General features: G+C 27.8%; 20 protein-coding genes and 1 tRNA gene. 19 read left to right on the plus strand and 2 right to left on the minus strand.

Going from position 1 to position 14,348, the window contains the following annotated elements:
* Positions 1–490: 490 nt before the first annotated feature.
* Both FYJ27_RS08985 and FYJ27_RS08990 read left to right on the plus strand, forming a co-directional pair.
* Positions 491–1,039 carry a DUF5067 domain-containing protein gene (locus FYJ27_RS08985; RefSeq protein ID WP_154484517.1) on the plus strand — a complete coding sequence of 183 codons (549 nt, stop codon included), beginning with the start codon at positions 491–493 and terminating at the stop codon, positions 1,037–1,039.
* Between the two features lie 57 nt (positions 1,040–1,096).
* Complete coding sequence (locus tag FYJ27_RS08990) at positions 1,097–1,459, plus strand: hypothetical protein (protein WP_154484518.1); 363 nt, start codon at positions 1,097–1,099, stop codon at positions 1,457–1,459.
* A gap of 174 nt (positions 1,460–1,633) precedes the next feature.
* Here FYJ27_RS08990 and FYJ27_RS08995 read toward each other — a convergent pair.
* Positions 1,634–1,710, minus strand: a tRNA-Pro gene (locus FYJ27_RS08995).
* 183 nt (positions 1,711–1,893) lie between these two features.
* Here FYJ27_RS08995 and FYJ27_RS09000 point away from each other — a divergent pair.
* From FYJ27_RS09000 to pyrR, 14 genes are all read left to right on the plus strand, one after another.
* Positions 1,894–2,274, plus strand: coding sequence for a hypothetical protein (locus FYJ27_RS09000; protein ID WP_226808449.1), 381 nt, complete (start codon positions 1,894–1,896; stop codon positions 2,272–2,274).
* A 106-nt stretch (positions 2,275–2,380) separates the two neighbouring features.
* On the plus strand, positions 2,381–3,679 hold the full coding sequence (locus FYJ27_RS09005) for an HlyD family efflux transporter periplasmic adaptor subunit (RefSeq protein WP_154484519.1): 1,299 nt from the start codon (positions 2,381–2,383) through the stop codon (positions 3,677–3,679).
* A 24-nt stretch (positions 3,680–3,703) separates the two neighbouring features.
* Entirely contained in the window at positions 3,704–4,387 is a 684-nt protein-coding gene (locus FYJ27_RS09010; protein ID WP_326831067.1) for a YggS family pyridoxal phosphate-dependent enzyme, read from the plus strand.
* Between the two features lie 12 nt (positions 4,388–4,399).
* Positions 4,400–4,831 carry a cell division protein SepF gene (locus FYJ27_RS09015; protein ID WP_154484520.1) on the plus strand — a complete coding sequence of 144 codons (432 nt, stop codon included), beginning with the start codon at positions 4,400–4,402 and terminating at the stop codon, positions 4,829–4,831.
* Positions 4,832–4,862: 31 nt separating this feature from the next.
* Positions 4,863–5,129: a YggT family protein gene (locus FYJ27_RS09020; protein WP_154484521.1), complete on the plus strand. Its 267-nt coding sequence runs from the start codon at positions 4,863–4,865 to the stop codon at positions 5,127–5,129.
* A 16-nt stretch (positions 5,130–5,145) separates the two neighbouring features.
* Entirely contained in the window at positions 5,146–5,931 is a 786-nt protein-coding gene (locus tag FYJ27_RS09025) for a YlmH family RNA-binding protein (protein WP_154484522.1), read from the plus strand.
* A 14-nt stretch (positions 5,932–5,945) separates the two neighbouring features.
* A complete protein-coding gene (locus FYJ27_RS09030; protein ID WP_154484523.1) occupies positions 5,946–6,515 on the plus strand; it encodes a DivIVA domain-containing protein in 570 nt (189 codons plus the stop codon).
* An 88-nt stretch (positions 6,516–6,603) separates the two neighbouring features.
* Entirely contained in the window at positions 6,604–7,347 is a 744-nt protein-coding gene (locus FYJ27_RS09035) for a bifunctional 3-deoxy-7-phosphoheptulonate synthase/chorismate mutase (protein WP_154484524.1), read from the plus strand.
* 69 nt (positions 7,348–7,416) lie between these two features.
* Complete coding sequence (locus tag FYJ27_RS12925) at positions 7,417–7,551, plus strand: hypothetical protein (RefSeq protein WP_268234920.1); 135 nt, start codon at positions 7,417–7,419, stop codon at positions 7,549–7,551.
* 65 nt (positions 7,552–7,616) lie between these two features.
* On the plus strand, positions 7,617–7,895 hold the full coding sequence (locus FYJ27_RS09040; protein WP_154484525.1) for a DUF5665 domain-containing protein: 279 nt from the start codon (positions 7,617–7,619) through the stop codon (positions 7,893–7,895).
* 12 nt (positions 7,896–7,907) lie between these two features.
* Complete coding sequence (locus FYJ27_RS09045) at positions 7,908–8,531, plus strand: TraR/DksA C4-type zinc finger protein (protein WP_154484526.1); 624 nt, start codon at positions 7,908–7,910, stop codon at positions 8,529–8,531.
* 87 nt (positions 8,532–8,618) lie between these two features.
* Positions 8,619–9,095, plus strand: a complete 477-nt coding sequence (gene lspA / locus FYJ27_RS09050) for a signal peptidase II (protein ID WP_268234921.1) — start codon at positions 8,619–8,621, stop codon at positions 9,093–9,095.
* 10 nt (positions 9,096–9,105) lie between these two features.
* Positions 9,106–10,017, plus strand: a complete 912-nt coding sequence (locus tag FYJ27_RS09055) for an RluA family pseudouridine synthase (RefSeq protein ID WP_154484528.1) — start codon at positions 9,106–9,108, stop codon at positions 10,015–10,017.
* A gap of 2 nt (positions 10,018–10,019) precedes the next feature.
* Positions 10,020–10,553, plus strand: coding sequence for a bifunctional pyr operon transcriptional regulator/uracil phosphoribosyltransferase PyrR (gene pyrR / locus FYJ27_RS09060; RefSeq protein WP_154484529.1), 534 nt, complete (start codon positions 10,020–10,022; stop codon positions 10,551–10,553).
* Between the two features lie 14 nt (positions 10,554–10,567).
* On the opposite strand, the gene FYJ27_RS09065 is transcribed toward pyrR, so the two are convergent.
* Complete coding sequence (locus FYJ27_RS09065) at positions 10,568–12,346, minus strand: Rqc2 family fibronectin-binding protein (protein ID WP_154484530.1); 1,779 nt, start codon at positions 12,344–12,346, stop codon at positions 10,568–10,570.
* 209 nt (positions 12,347–12,555) lie between these two features.
* Between FYJ27_RS09065 and FYJ27_RS09070 the strand changes: the two genes are divergently transcribed.
* From FYJ27_RS09070 to gmk, 3 genes are read left to right on the plus strand one after another with little or no spacing between them, the layout of a single operon-like run.
* Complete coding sequence (locus tag FYJ27_RS09070; protein ID WP_154484531.1) at positions 12,556–13,437, plus strand: YicC/YloC family endoribonuclease; 882 nt, start codon at positions 12,556–12,558, stop codon at positions 13,435–13,437.
* 17 nt (positions 13,438–13,454) lie between these two features.
* Complete coding sequence (remA, locus tag FYJ27_RS09075; protein WP_154484532.1) at positions 13,455–13,721, plus strand: extracellular matrix/biofilm regulator RemA; 267 nt, start codon at positions 13,455–13,457, stop codon at positions 13,719–13,721.
* 19 nt (positions 13,722–13,740) lie between these two features.
* Entirely contained in the window at positions 13,741–14,343 is a 603-nt protein-coding gene (gmk, locus tag FYJ27_RS09080; RefSeq protein WP_154484533.1) for a guanylate kinase, read from the plus strand.
* Positions 14,344–14,348 lie beyond the last annotated feature (5 nt).

Consider the following 14,348-nt stretch of genomic DNA (forward strand, 5'->3'; position numbering starts at 1 on the left):
GCGAGCGATAGCGAGTTTATTTACCCTTGACGGGATTAAATAAATAATCTTAGACTTGCAAATAAATTCAAGAAAGTTTAAATATATTGTTCGGTAAAAAACTGTCCAAAAAAGTGTTGACATGTCATATATCCTATTTCGTTCTATATGAATAGTTTCTTTGCATCGGCCCTATTTATTGTTTTTATGTCTTGGCTTTTTAAGTGATATAAAATTACATATTAAAAAAGAGAATTGCAAGTATTATGTTTCGAGTAAATAAAAAGACTAGCTGTTAAGCTAGTCTTTTTATTTTGCTAACCTTACCTAAAATCGCCCTTCTATTCCCTTCATATTTATGTTGATTTAATGCTATCGATATAATTGGTGTATAGATATATTAATTTTTCGAGATTTTATGACACTATAGGGGCGTTTCAAAAGTTGAAATGATTTCCTATGTTTGATATATTTAGTTATATACATAAAACATATCAAATGGAGGGATATTATGAAAAAGCTATTGGCTATATTTATGGCTGTATTAATGTCATTTAGCGTTGTTGCTTGTAGTAATGGGGGAGATGATGTTGAATCGTCTAATAAACAAGGGGACTCAACGGCAGTTGAACAAAATGATTCTAAAGAAACAGGCTCTAAAAATGAAGACAAGGAAGTAAAAATAGGTGATGAATTTGAGGCTGGTTCTTATAAGGTAAAGATTAATTCAGTTAAATTAGGAAAGGATTATGAAGGGAATCCTGCTATAATAATAAATTTGGATTGGACTAACAATAGTGAAGAGACTACTAGCTATATGGGATCTATGGGAACTCAAGTATTTCAAGATGGAGCAGAGCTGGAAATGGCAGTTATAGAGGGAGACGATGCAGATGTTGATAAGATGACGAAAGAAGTAAGACCAGGGACAACCCTAGAAGGTGTGGAAGCAGCATATTCTCCAACTAGTGAAAACTCTATAGAAATTGAAATACAAGCATTGGAAGAAACTTTTACTGATAAACCTGTATTAATTAAAGCAGATTATCCTAAAGAATAATTAATAACACCTTACAATGTTGGTTTTTGTATATTTCTTACAAAAGGGGGAGAATTCATGAAAAAAGTGATAGGGGTTATAAGTATAGTTCTATTTTTAATTGTATCACTTCAAAGCTGTGTTGCTGGACTAGGCAATACTATAACCGAAAATGGAGAGGTGAGTGGTACGGCAGGGCTTATGTTGTCTATTTTTATGCTAATAGGCGGAATAATTGCTATTATGTCTAGAACTAGCAAAGGCATGACAATTACTGCAATAGTTTTCTATGTTTTAGGGGGATTAATAGGCATATCTAATGTAGGTACTTATGCAGATTTAAAGATTTGGTCTATCTTAAGTCTTATATTTGCCGCTTTAATTTTATTTCATTTGCGTAAAAACAAAGAAGAATATGATAAGAAATCTACTAATGATTAAATGGTAAAAAGACTAGCCGATCTATTTGATTGACTAGTCTTTTTTGTATCAAAAATCCGTGCCAATTTGCGTGCCATTCGTGCCAATTTTAACAAAAAACACTCAAATGTATCAAAAACATAAAAATAAGAATGGCTATTTTTCAATGTTACAACGATATACAAAAATATAAAATGGTCGGGATGACTGGATTTGAACCAGCGGCCCCAAGTCCCCCAGACTTGTGCGCTACCAAACTGCGCCACATCCCGATTTTTATTTGGACAGTATAATTATATGATATTTATTTAAAAAATGCAAATATATCATAATCTGTAGAATAGCTATTTATATATTATTTTGCTATAAGACTTATAGATATAGCGGGTTTAAGTAATTATTTAATTATGATATACTTATAATATGAAAACATAAAATATGGAGGTAATAGAAAATTGTTTGGAAATACTAGAGTTATTTTATTTATGTTGTTCATTGTTAGTGTATTTGGATATATATTTTCAGTTATGAAAGAGAAAATTTACTTAAAGAATAATATGATAGTTATAAATAAAAAATCAGTAACTCAAGAACATATAGATGAAGCAGATATGAAAGAATTTATATTCGATGGACATAAAGTTAAGTCAGGAGATGAAATTAAGGTTATTTTAAAAGGGAATAGAAAAGTTGAAGGTATTCTAATTGGTGCAAAGAGAAAAGATAGGTCTATGCTTATAGTAACCCACAAAGATGAAGTAAAAAAATTTGCTATTGATAATATTAAAAAGTTCAAGATAATAAGTAAATATGGCAAATTTTTTAAAACTTTTTAATTAAATAGGACTTTAGACCTAATATTTTTTAAAAAATATAGAAGGAAAAACAGAATATATATAGAAAATATAGTATTATTACCTATAATTAAAAGGATGGTCACTTATGTCTAGAAAAGAAAGAGATAAGAAACGAAGTAAAAAAAAGAAAATAAGGACTTTTTTCATAGCTTTTGTATTCATATATTTAATCTTTAGAAGTGTTCCAGCATTGCATGCTTCAACTTTGAAAACTGCCATTGTGGAAGAAGGAATATTAGAAGATAAGGTTAAATTAAAAGGGTTTATTATTAAAGATGAAAGAGTATATAGTTCTGAAGGTGAAGGAAAGATAAAGCTTTATAAGAAAGAAGGAGAAAGAGTAAAACTAGGAACAAAAGTTGCTCAAATCTCTTTAATTGATAATAATTCTTCTCTCAAAGATGAATTAAAAGAGGTAAACAAGAAAATTGATAGTATAGAAAAAATAAGAAAAGAAAAGAAAACTATGGAGTCTGATAAGGATAAGGTTAATAAAAATGCAAATGAAGTATTAGATGATATACAGGATAGTATTAATTATGAAAATTATGAGAAAGTATCAGATTTAAAAGAAGAACTATATGTTTCTTTAGGGAAACAGAAAAATATAGATGGTAAGAACACTCTTGCAAGTCAAACTTTAGAAAATTTAAAAAAAGAGAAAGAAAGACTTACAAAAGAAATTGCCAATAATACTATTAACTATATATCTAAAGAATCAGGAATAGTAAGCTATAAGATTGATGGTATAGAAAATTTATATTCTACTCAAAATGTTCTTAATTACGATATAGATGATGTTAAAAAACTAGAAAGTCAAATTAATATAAAAACTATTAAAGATGGAGCTAAAGTTAACGTCAAAGATACACTATTTAAAATAGTGGACAATCATAACTGGTATATCTTAGTTCAAGTGGACAATATAAAAACAATTTCTCCCTTGAAAGAAGGGGACAACATAAATGTGTTTATAGATAATGATGATCAAAAAGTAAAGGGAAAAATTTTAAAAATAAACAAAAAAGGAAGACAAGCTGTAATGGTTATTAACTTTAATTCTTTTTTTCATGATCATTATGACAAGAGAATAGTTGATGTAGAATTAGTTAAATCTAGACATGAAGGATTGAAAGTTCCTATAAAATCAATATCTGAAAAGGATGGCATTAAGGGTGTTTATATTAAGGACATAAGTGGAATAATAAAGTTTAGGCCAATAGAAATACTAGGTAAAAATGAAGAATATGCTATTATTTCAAGTGGGGATAAAAACAATAATATAAATATAAAGGGAAGTGATGAGGTAGTTAAAACGGTAAAATTATTTGATGAAATTCTTTTAAACAATGGAAAAATAAAAGAAGGACAGATAGTAGACTGACAACAAGGGGGGATTTAAATTAATATTAAAGAGAATTTACTAAAAGTCCAAGAAAACATTGAAAATGCACTAATAAGATCAGGAAGAAAAAATGAAAATATAGATATTATTGCTGTAACTAAAACTGTTGATGTAGACATAATAAATGAAAGTATTAGTTTAGGTATAAATAATATAGGGGAAAATAAGGTTCAGGAAATAAAAAAAAAATACGATAATATAAATGATGATGTAAATTGGCATATGATAGGACATCTTCAGAGCAATAAAGTAAAGTATATAATTGATAAAGTTAACTTGATACATTCTTTAGATAGATTATCCCTAGCTAAGGAAATCAATAAAAGAGCAAAAGCCAAAGACATAGTAAAAGATGTGCTTATTCAAGTTAACATTTCAGAAGAAAAGTCTAAGTTTGGCTTAAAGAAAGAAGAGGTTGTGCCTTTTATTGAAAAGATATTAGAAATGGAAAATATAAGAGTTAAAGGTTTAATGACTATGGCACCGCATGTTGAGAATCCTGAAGAAATAAGATATGTTTTTAGGGATTTAAGAAATTTAGGATATAAAATAGGGAACAGGAATTATGAAAATATTGAAATGAAATATTTATCAATGGGTATGAGCAATGATTATGAAGTGGCTATAGAAGAAGGCTCTAATATGGTTAGACTAGGTACAGCTTTATTTGGAAAAAGAATATATTAAGGGGGGAAGAGTATGGCAAATATGTTAAATAAGTTTAAGTATTTTATGGGTCTTGAAGATTTAGAAGAAGAGTATGGTGAAGATGATTATGAAGAGTATGATGAGGAGTTAGAAGGGGCACGACAGATGAGGGTTAATAATAATGTAGTTAGTATTCATAATAATGTAAACATGAAATTAGTAGTTCATGAACCACTAAGTTATGAAGAAGCACCTAGTATTATTGAAGACTTAAAAATAAGGAAAACTGTAGTTGTAAATTTAGAACAATTAGATACAGATTGTAAGAGACAAGTATTTGACTTCATGAATGGAGGATTATATGCTTTAGAAGGCAATATTCATAAAGTTACAAAGGATATTTTTATACTTGCTCCAAACAATGTAGAAATTGATGGACATTTAAAAGAAGATTTAAAAAGCAAAGGATTATTTTCTTGGTAAGATATAAAATAATATATAATGAGGTAATGATATGATGGTTTTTTACAGAGCTTTGAGTATTTTATTTAATATAATTGAAACATTTATATTTATAAGAATTTTACTATCTTTTTTACCAATAAATATGAACAATATTTTTGGACGTTTTATATATGATATGACAGAGCCTATTTTGGCTCCCTGCAGAGAATTGCTTTATAAAATTGGTTTAGATACTGGACCATTTGATTTTTCGCCGTTAATTGCAGTATTGTTTTTAAGAATTATTTCCAACATTATTGCAAGGATTATTTTATAGATTTTGGTGATTATATATGATTAAAGATAAAGAAAAATATGTTTCCCATATAAATGATAAAGACCAGATATTAAATATGAGGAAATTGTTAGATAAAATAGAGATTGTAATAGATAAGCATAGCATACAGAGTACAGATTTTTTGGACCCTTATTCTAGGAGACTGTCAAAATCAATTTTAAATAGATTTGACAATATTTCTTATTCGGAAGATGGTGGTCTTATAAATGCAGAAAGAAAAATAATTTCTATTTATCCTGATTATTTATCATTTGAAAAAATCCAAGCTCCTATTGTTCCATTATCTATAAGTGGAAATATAGAAGGGTTGACACATAAAGATTTTTTAGGTTCTTTAATGGGGCTAGGAATAACTAGAGGAAAAGTTGGAGATATTTTACTACATGAAGATGATGCTCAAGTTATAGTTGATGATTCTATATCTGATTATATAATATTTAATTTAAAAAAAGTAGGAAATAAGAATGTAAAAGTAGAATCAATTTGCAGGGAAGAAATAAGGAAAGGGAAAGAGGACTATAAAGAAAAGTATATTACTATACCCTCTTTAAGATTAGATGCAATAGTAAGCAGTACTTTAAATTTATCTAGAAATGATAGTTTAAATTTTATTAAACATGGAAAAATAAAAGTGAATTGGGAACCTATTTCAAAACCTTTTTTTGAAGTAAATGAAGGAGACTTGGTCTCTGTTAAAGGATATGGGAGATTTATTTTATCTAGAGTATTTGGAAAAACTAAAAGGAATAGGGTTAAAGCAAGTATTACAATATTTAAGTAAATGGAGTGAATGAAATGCTTACACCATTAGATATACAAAATAAAGAGTTTAATAATTCTTTTAGAGGATATAAAGAGTCAGAAGTAGATAGCTTTTTAGATGAAATAATTATAGATTATGAGAAGCTTTATAAAGAAAATATAGAATTAAAAGATAAGATTACTCTTTTAAATGATCATTTAAAGCAATATAATAATCTTGAAGAAACATTGAAAAATACTTTAGTAGTAGCTCAAGGTACAGCAGAAGAGGTTACTACTACAGCAAAACAAAAAGCTGATTTAATTATTATGGAAGCAGAAGAAAAGTCGAGAAGAATAATAACTGATGCCCATGATGAAGTACTTAAAATACAGAAAGAGTACGAAAGTTTAAGAAAAGAAATCTATGTTTTCAAAACTAGATTTAAGTCTTTAATTGAAGCTCAGCTTTCCACATTGGAAGATTATTATAGTGAAATGGAAGAGGCATCAATTAATGAAATAAGAGAAGATATTGATGATATTTATAGCAAAGATGCTGAAAAAGTGGAAAATTCAGAAGGAAAAGAAAACATAGAAGACATTGATAATATGGGGGCTTAGCCTCCTCTTTTTTGTTTTAAATATTGACATAAAGTTAGAATTGATATAAATAATATATATGAACTATAGTTTTTGGAGGAATATATATATGAATAAATCAAAAATCGGAGATGGAGATTTTACAATAATTGCAGGACCATGTGCTGTAGAAAGCTATGCTCAAATGGAGAAAATAGGATGTTTTTTAGATTCTCTTAATGTTAGATATTTAAGGGGAGGTGCTTTTAAACCTAGAACTAGTCCTGATTCTTTTCAAGGTTTAGGTTTTGAAGGCTTTAGAATATTGAGAGAAATAAAGAATAAGTATAATTTTGAAATTGTATCAGAGGTTATGGATCCGAGAGATGTGGAAAAAGCCTATGAATATATAGATATAATTCAAATTGGATCAAGAAATATGCAAAATTATACTTTATTAAAGGAAGTAGGAAAACTAAATAAGACTATACTTTTAAAAAGAGGAATGAGTGCAACTATTAAAGAATGGATTATGGCTGCAGAATATATAAGAAGTGAAGGAAATGAAAATATTATTTTATGCGAAAGGGGAATAAGAACATTTGAGAATTATACTAGAAATACTTTAGACTTAATGAGTGTACCGATCATTAAATCCAAGACAGAATATCCTATACTTATAGACCCGAGCCACGGTACTGGAAGGAGAGAATTAGTTCTTCCTGCTACAAAAGCTGCATTAGCTATTGGTGCAGATGGAGTAATTATAGAGATACATCCTGAACCCTCTAAAGCCTTATCAGATGGGTTTCAGTCTTTAGATTTTGATGAATTTAAAAAATTGGTTAATGAGATAGAAAAAACAAAAGTTTAATATAACTATAAATCAACCCTCCCATTATCATACTGTAAAGCATAGTATGATAATGGGAGGGTTGTTATTATGGGATTTAAAAATAAAGATAATGATGATTACCTTTTATTTTTCTTTCTTATTCTTACATGGATATGGGATGCTGACTATAATAAAAATAGTCTTTTGTTTTTCTTTTTATTATTAGCATTTTCTGCAGCTTAAAAACAATATAATTTATTTTACATTTTATTTTTTAAATTGGGAATATTAGTTTTGAGGGGAGTAAATTGAAAAAAACAAAAGAGCTTGATGAAAAAATTGATAATATAGCTTTAGCTTTAGAAAAGACTAAAATAAATGAGTATGTAGATTATATAAATAATAGGAAAAGACTTATTTATATTAATTTTATTCAAGGGATCGCAAGAGGATTTGGTATGGCTATTGGGTTCACTTTATTAGGTGCTTTATTTCTTTATTTTCTGCAAGAACTAATAAAATTGAATTTACCTCTTATTGGCGATTTTATTGCTGAAATTGTAAAAATAGTTAAAGAAAATCTTTGATGGAGGTATACAATGGAGCAAAATAAAATAGAACACTATAAAAAACTTTTATTGAGAGAAAAAAAGAGAATTGAAGATATGTTAAAAAAAATGCAGGACAATCATCCAGGTGCTATGGAGGAATATGGGACAGAGCTATCTTCTTATGATAATCATCCGGCAGATCTAGGAACAGAAATGTTTATGATGGAACATGATAAAGGGTTAAAAAATAAAAATGAGGATATTATATATGAAATTGAAAATTCCATTGAAAAACTAAAATCGGGGGATTATGGAATATGTGAAGGTTGTGGAGTGAATATTGAAGAAGACAGATTAGAACTAATACCATATACAAAACTATGTTTAGAGTGCTCAAATAAAAAGATACCTTTGGATGTTAAAATGAGTTTCAGGCCAGAAGAAGAGGATAGAGACTATCCTTTCAAAAGAAGGAATGTTGAGGTATCTGATGAAACTGATATGAACTTTGATAGGGAAGATAGCTATCAAGCAGTAGCTAGATATAATAAAGTAGAAAAAGATCCTTCCAATACAACAGGAGATGATCAAGGTATATTTGACGAATCTCAAGATGGAATTGTTGAAGAGGTAGAAAAATTATCAGAAAAATATTATAAAGATACATTATAAGTAATATATTTTAAAAGCTAGTTAAATACAACTAGCTTTTTTATTGTAATAATCAGCTTAATAGATTAGAATATAAATATATGATTATTGGCTAAGGAGGAAATAATATTGTATTACATAATATTTGTATTAATTATTTTATTAGATCAACTAACTAAGTATGGAGCTATAAAATATTTAAAAGGCAATCAGCCCTTAGTAATTATAGAAGATTTCTTAGAGTTTAGTTATGTGGAGAACTTTGGTGCAGCTTTTGGAATATTACAAAACAGAAGAGTATTTTTTGTTTTAGTAACTATAATTGTAATAGTATTGATATTATTTTTTTTGAAAAAGAATATTTATTATTTGAACAAAAGTATCAAGATTTCCTTAGTTATGCTTATGGCTGGAGCTATTGGAAATTTAATAGATAGAGTTAGATTTGGTTATGTAGTAGATTTTATTTCAGTTAAATTTAGAAATGGATATGAATTCCCAGTATTTAACATTGCAGATAGTTTCATAGTGATATCTACTATATTAATTGTATATATGGTTTTATTTGATAAGTATAGGGTGTAGGGAGGATACAATGAATATTATTGAGATATATGTAGATGAAGATAAGGATATTAGAATAGATTCTTATTTAGCCGAAGAACTTAAGGAAATATCGAGATCTAATATACAGAAAATGATTAAAGAAGGTTTAATAACTGTGAATGGAAAGAAAATTAAACCTAGATATTTAGTTAGAACAGGAGATTATATAGAAATAAAAATATTAGAACCTAAAAAAATAAACATACCTGCTGAAAATATTCCACTAAATATATTATATGAAGATGATGATATTGCAATAATTGACAAGCCTCAAGGTATGGTTGTACATCCTGCATCTGGAAATTATTCTGGTACTTTAGTAAATGCTCTTTTATATCATATGGATAGCCTTTCTACTATGGGGGGACAAGAAAGGCCTGGAATAGTTCATAGATTAGACAAAGACACTTCAGGACTTTTAATAATATCCAAAAATGACTTTTCTCACAGTATCTTAGTTAATGAAATAAAAGAACGCAGAGTAAAAAGAATATACTATTGTCTAGTTTATGGAAATGTTAAGGTAGACAAAGGAGTTATTAATGCTCCTATAGGTAGAGATCCTGTGGATAGAAGAAGAATGACGGTGATTGATAAAAACAGCAAAGAAGCAATAACCCATTTTAAAGTTTTAGAGAGATTCAACAGATACACTTTACTAGAAGTTGAATTAGAAACTGGACGTACTCATCAAATAAGGGTTCATATGGCTTATATTGGACATCCAGTAGTTGGAGATGCAGTATATTCAAATAAAAAAAGTATATTTGGATTAAAAGGTCAATTGCTCCATGCAAAGAGGTTGAGCTTTTATCATCCTAGAAAAGGTGACTATTTAGAATTTGAATCAAAACTACCAAATTATTTTATAAGTATTTTAAAAAAAGTTAAGGAGGGTTAATTTTGACAGCTAAAGCTATTATTTTAGATGAAAAAGCAATTCAAAGGGCAACTACAAGAATAGCTAATGAAATATTAGAAAGGAATAAGGGCACAAAAGATCTTTTGCTAGTAGGTATAAAGACAAGAGGGGTTCCATTTGCAGAAAGACTTTCTAAAAAAATATTTGAAATTGAAGGAGAAGAAATTCCAGTAGAAGTATTAGATATAACATTTTATAGGGATGATTTAACGGAAATAGGTGAAAGTCCAGTAATTAATAATTCTAAGTTTGATTTTGATATTAATAATAAAACAGTTGTTCTAGTAGATGATGTAATATATACAGGTAGAACTGTAAGGGCAGCACTAGATGCTTTGGTTCATAAGGGAAGAGCTAAAAAAGTCCAGTTAGCAGTTTTAATAGATAGAGGACATAGAGAACTACCTATAAGGCCTGATTATGTAGGAAAAAACGTGCCTACATCAAGGGAAGAAATAGTAAGTGTTGAATTTAAGGAAACAGATAAAGTTGATCAAGTATTAATCAAGGAATAAAGAAGGCAAAAGTTTTAAACTTCTGCCTTCTTTATTTTGCTAATTTCTTCAATTTTGGGAGTTACGTAAATAGTACTGTTTTGCTCATATATGACCATTCCAGGCTTTGCTCCATTTGGTTTTTTCACATGTTTTTTTTCGGTGTAATCAACAGCTACATTTTCTGAGTTCTTAGATTTACTGTAAAAAGCAGATAAAATAGCAGCTTCATACAAAGTATTCTGGGGTACTTCCATATTTTCTTTACGTATGATGACATGACTTCCAGGTATATCTTTAGTATGAAGCCAAATATCTTCCTTATTTGCAAATCTAAGTGTTAAATAATCATTTTGTTTATTATTTTTTCCTACATAAATATGAAAACCATCAGAAGAAATAAAATGATAAGGTTTAGAAGAATTTTGTTTTTTATCTTTCTTTTTCTTCCTGTTTTTGCCTTTTAAATAACCTTCATTTATTAATTCTTCTTTAATTTCATCTAATTCTTCTATTTCTGTACAGTTTTCAATACTGACTAATATATTTTCTAAATACTCAATTTCATCTTCTGTTTTAGGAATTTCTTTTTCTAATAATTTAGATGCATTTTTAAGTTTTGTATATTTTTTATAGTACTTTTGAGCATTTTGAGAAGGAGATAATTTAGGATCTAAAGGAATATTTATTAGATCTAAATTTTCTGTATAAAAGTTCTCTAAATCAATGCTGTCTATTCCTCTATCAATTTTATATATGTTTGCAGAGATTAAATCTCCATATATTTTATATTTTTCTCTTTTTTTAGAGTCTAATAGCTCTTGTTTTTGTTTAGCCAATTTATTTAAATCTCGCTCTAATTTAGTTTGAATAGTTTTTCTTATTGACAATGATTTTTGCTTAATTCTATCTATAGTATCTTTTTTATGATAATAATTATCTAAAATAGCACTGATGGATTGATTGCTTATTTTATACATGCATTCATACTGACTGAGGTTTAAAGCATGAAATGCTAAAATTTCATTGGTTTTATCATTTTTTATAAAATGGGGATTAAAATTTTTTTCTAAAACATCATTCATTAATGAATTAAAAGAACTATATAGGTTTTTTACATCTAATTTTGTCAAGGCATTTATAGTGAGCCTTTCATCTATATGGGCTCTATAACAAATTTCTTTACTAATAAGAGGACTTAAACCAATAAAATTTTTATATAAGAATTTAAAAACTTGAACATTTTTATTATTGTTATCCAACTTATTTAAAAATGTATCAAAATTTATATACAAAGGATTTAATTTATCGTTAGAAGGAGGGTATTGGTATTTAAGTCCTGGAAGAACTTGACGTACTCGACTGATACTTTCAGGTACCCTTTTTATTGAGTCTAATATGATTTCAGATGATTTATCAATTAAAATTATATTACTATGTTTTCCCATGATTTCAATGATTAACTGCTTTATACTGATATCTCCCATTTCATCTAAAGATTTAACATCAATAGTAATTATTCTATCTAGTTCATGTTGATTGATATCTAATATTATTCCTCCTTGTAATTGTTTTCTTAAGAACATGCAAAACATGGGAGGAGTATTAGGATTTTGTTTTGAATAATCAGTTAAATAAGCTCTTGGATTGTTGCTACTAGCCGAAAGGAGTAATTTATAATTATTTCCAAGGTTACGAATATGAATAAGTATTTCATCTTTTTCTTGTTGATAAATTTTATCAATTCTTCCACCAGTTATTGTTTCTTTAAATTCTTTTACTAAAGCATTTGTTACTATTCCATCAAAAGACATTTTTATTCCTCCATTTAATTTATTAAATTAAGTATATCATCTACTTGATAATAAATAAATAACTGCTGCAGAATGAAGAAAAATTAAATTTTTGTAATATATTATAGTAAAAAAATTTTATATGCCATATAATTAATATTGAAACTTGCTTTGACAGTAATAAAAAATATGGTAGAATTGACTATAACGGACCGGAAAGGATGAATACCATGTTAATGAGTATGACTGGATTTGGTAGAGGAGAAAGTAGTGATAAAATACATAACTTTAATGTAGAAATAAAATCTCTTAACCATAGATATAACGATATTATAATAAAAATGCCTAAACATATCAATTATATGGAAGAAAATATAAAAAGATTAATAAAGAAAAATATAAAAAGAGGAAGAATAGAGGTTTATATTGATTTAGAATATGTAGATGACAATAATATAGATGTTAAGGTGGATATTCCACTAGCATTAGCTTATAAAGAAGCACTAGAAAGAATGGCAAATACTTTAAATATAAATGAAAAAATAACTATAAATCATATTGTAAGAATGCCAGAGATAGTTAAAACCGAGAGAAAAAAAGATGATGAAAATGAAATATGGTTATGTTTAAAAGAAGCTTTGGAGGAAGCATTAGATAATTTAATAGATATGAGATCTAAAGAAGGAAATCAGCTTGCTTATGATATAAAAGAGAAGGCTTTAAATATAAAAAATATGGTCCGAGAAATTGAAGAAAGAGCTCCTTTAGTAGTTGTAGAATATAAAGAGAAATTAGAAGATAGGGTGGAAGAACTTTTAAATAATAAATATGAGTTAGACGAAAGTAGATTGGCGAATGAAGTTGTTTTTTTTGCTGATAAGAGTAGTGTTGATGAGGAGATAGTAAGGTTATATAGTCATATAGATCAGCTTACTGAATGTCTAAATAGCAATGAATCAGTAGGAAGAAAGCTGGATTTTTTGGTTCAAGAAATGAACAGAGAGATAAATACAATTGGATCAAAATCTAGTGATATAGCTATTAGTAGATTAGTTGTAGAAGTAAAAAGTGAAATAGAGAAAATTAGAGAACAAATTCAAAATGTAGAGTAATTTAAGGAGGTCTTGTTATGAATATTAAGCTAATAAATATTGGTTTTGGAAATATAGTGTCAGCAAACAGAATTATCGCTATAGTTAGTCCAGAATCAGCACCAATAAAAAGGATGATACAAGAGGCAAGGGATAGGAGCATGTTAATTGATGCAACCTATGGCCGTAGAACTAGAGCAGTAATTGTTACAGATAGTGATCATATTATTCTTTCTGCTGTTCAACCTGAAACTGTAGCTCATAGACTAAACAATAAAGAAGTTATAGATGTAGAAATGGACTAAATCAAGGAGGCATATAAATATGGCAGAAGGTTTACTAGTTGTGGTATCTGGTCCATCAGGATGTGGAAAAGGTACTATATGTAAAGAGCTTTTAAAACGAAATAAGGATATGAGTATTTCCATATCAGCAACTACAAGAAAACCTAGGAAAGGAGAAGTAGATGGAGAAAACTATTTCTTTTTAACAGAGGAAATATTTAAAAGTATGATTAACAAAAATGAGTTTTTAGAATATGCTCATGTACATGGTAATTTTTATGGAACTCCAAAAAAGTTTGTTCTGGAAAAGATTGAAAATGGAGAAAATGTATTTTTAGAAATAGATGTTCAAGGAGCATTACAGATAAAAGAAATCTATCCAGATGGAGTTTTTATATTTATTTTACCTCCATCTATGGAAGAATTAAAAAATAGAATTATAAAAAGAGGAACTGAGAGTGAAGATGATATAAAAAGAAGGTATAAGAATGCTTTTGAGGAAGTAAAATATATAAAAAAATATGATTATTTAGTTATAAATGATAAAGTTATAGAGGCTGTAGAAAAAATAGAATCTATAATATCAGCTGAAAAATGTAGTGTGGATAGACAAAGTAAATTAATAAATAAAATATTATCTTAAGGAGG

Origin of the sequence: Anaerosalibacter bizertensis, from assembly GCF_009696605.1 — a bacterium.
In the GTDB taxonomy this organism is placed as follows: Bacteria; Bacillota; Clostridia; order Tissierellales; family Sporanaerobacteraceae; genus Anaerosalibacter; species Anaerosalibacter bizertensis.

What these genes read in the sequence shown, in the direction of transcription:
- FYJ27_RS09030 (WP_154484523.1), top strand. Translation starts at nt 5,946, where the DNA reads ATGCTTACACCATTAGATATACAAAATAAAGAGTTTAATAATTCTTTT.
- FYJ27_RS09015 (WP_154484520.1), top strand. Translation starts at nt 4,400, where the DNA reads ATGGCAAATATGTTAAATAAGTTTAAGTATTTTATGGGTCTTGAAGAT.
- FYJ27_RS09020 (WP_154484521.1), top strand. Translation starts at nt 4,863, where the DNA reads ATGATGGTTTTTTACAGAGCTTTGAGTATTTTATTTAATATAATTGAA.
- gmk (WP_154484533.1), top strand. Translation starts at nt 13,741, where the DNA reads ATGGCAGAAGGTTTACTAGTTGTGGTATCTGGTCCATCAGGATGTGGA.
- FYJ27_RS09045 (WP_154484526.1), top strand. Translation starts at nt 7,908, where the DNA reads ATGGAGCAAAATAAAATAGAACACTATAAAAAACTTTTATTGAGAGAA.
- FYJ27_RS09005 (WP_154484519.1), top strand. Translation starts at nt 2,381, where the DNA reads ATGTCTAGAAAAGAAAGAGATAAGAAACGAAGTAAAAAAAAGAAAATA.
- FYJ27_RS08985 (WP_154484517.1), top strand. Translation starts at nt 491, where the DNA reads ATGAAAAAGCTATTGGCTATATTTATGGCTGTATTAATGTCATTTAGC.
- FYJ27_RS08990 (WP_154484518.1), top strand. Translation starts at nt 1,097, where the DNA reads ATGAAAAAAGTGATAGGGGTTATAAGTATAGTTCTATTTTTAATTGTA.
- remA (WP_154484532.1), top strand. Translation starts at nt 13,455, where the DNA reads ATGAATATTAAGCTAATAAATATTGGTTTTGGAAATATAGTGTCAGCA.
- FYJ27_RS09055 (WP_154484528.1), top strand. Translation starts at nt 9,106, where the DNA reads ATGAATATTATTGAGATATATGTAGATGAAGATAAGGATATTAGAATA.
- FYJ27_RS09025 (WP_154484522.1), top strand. Translation starts at nt 5,146, where the DNA reads ATGATTAAAGATAAAGAAAAATATGTTTCCCATATAAATGATAAAGAC.
- FYJ27_RS09035 (WP_154484524.1), top strand. Translation starts at nt 6,604, where the DNA reads ATGAATAAATCAAAAATCGGAGATGGAGATTTTACAATAATTGCAGGA.
- FYJ27_RS12925 (WP_268234920.1), top strand. Translation starts at nt 7,417, where the DNA reads ATGGGATTTAAAAATAAAGATAATGATGATTACCTTTTATTTTTCTTT.
- FYJ27_RS09070 (WP_154484531.1), top strand. Translation starts at nt 12,556, where the DNA reads ATGTTAATGAGTATGACTGGATTTGGTAGAGGAGAAAGTAGTGATAAA.
- FYJ27_RS09065 (WP_154484530.1), bottom strand. Translation starts at nt 12,346, where the DNA reads ATGTCTTTTGATGGAATAGTAACAAATGCTTTAGTAAAAGAATTTAAA.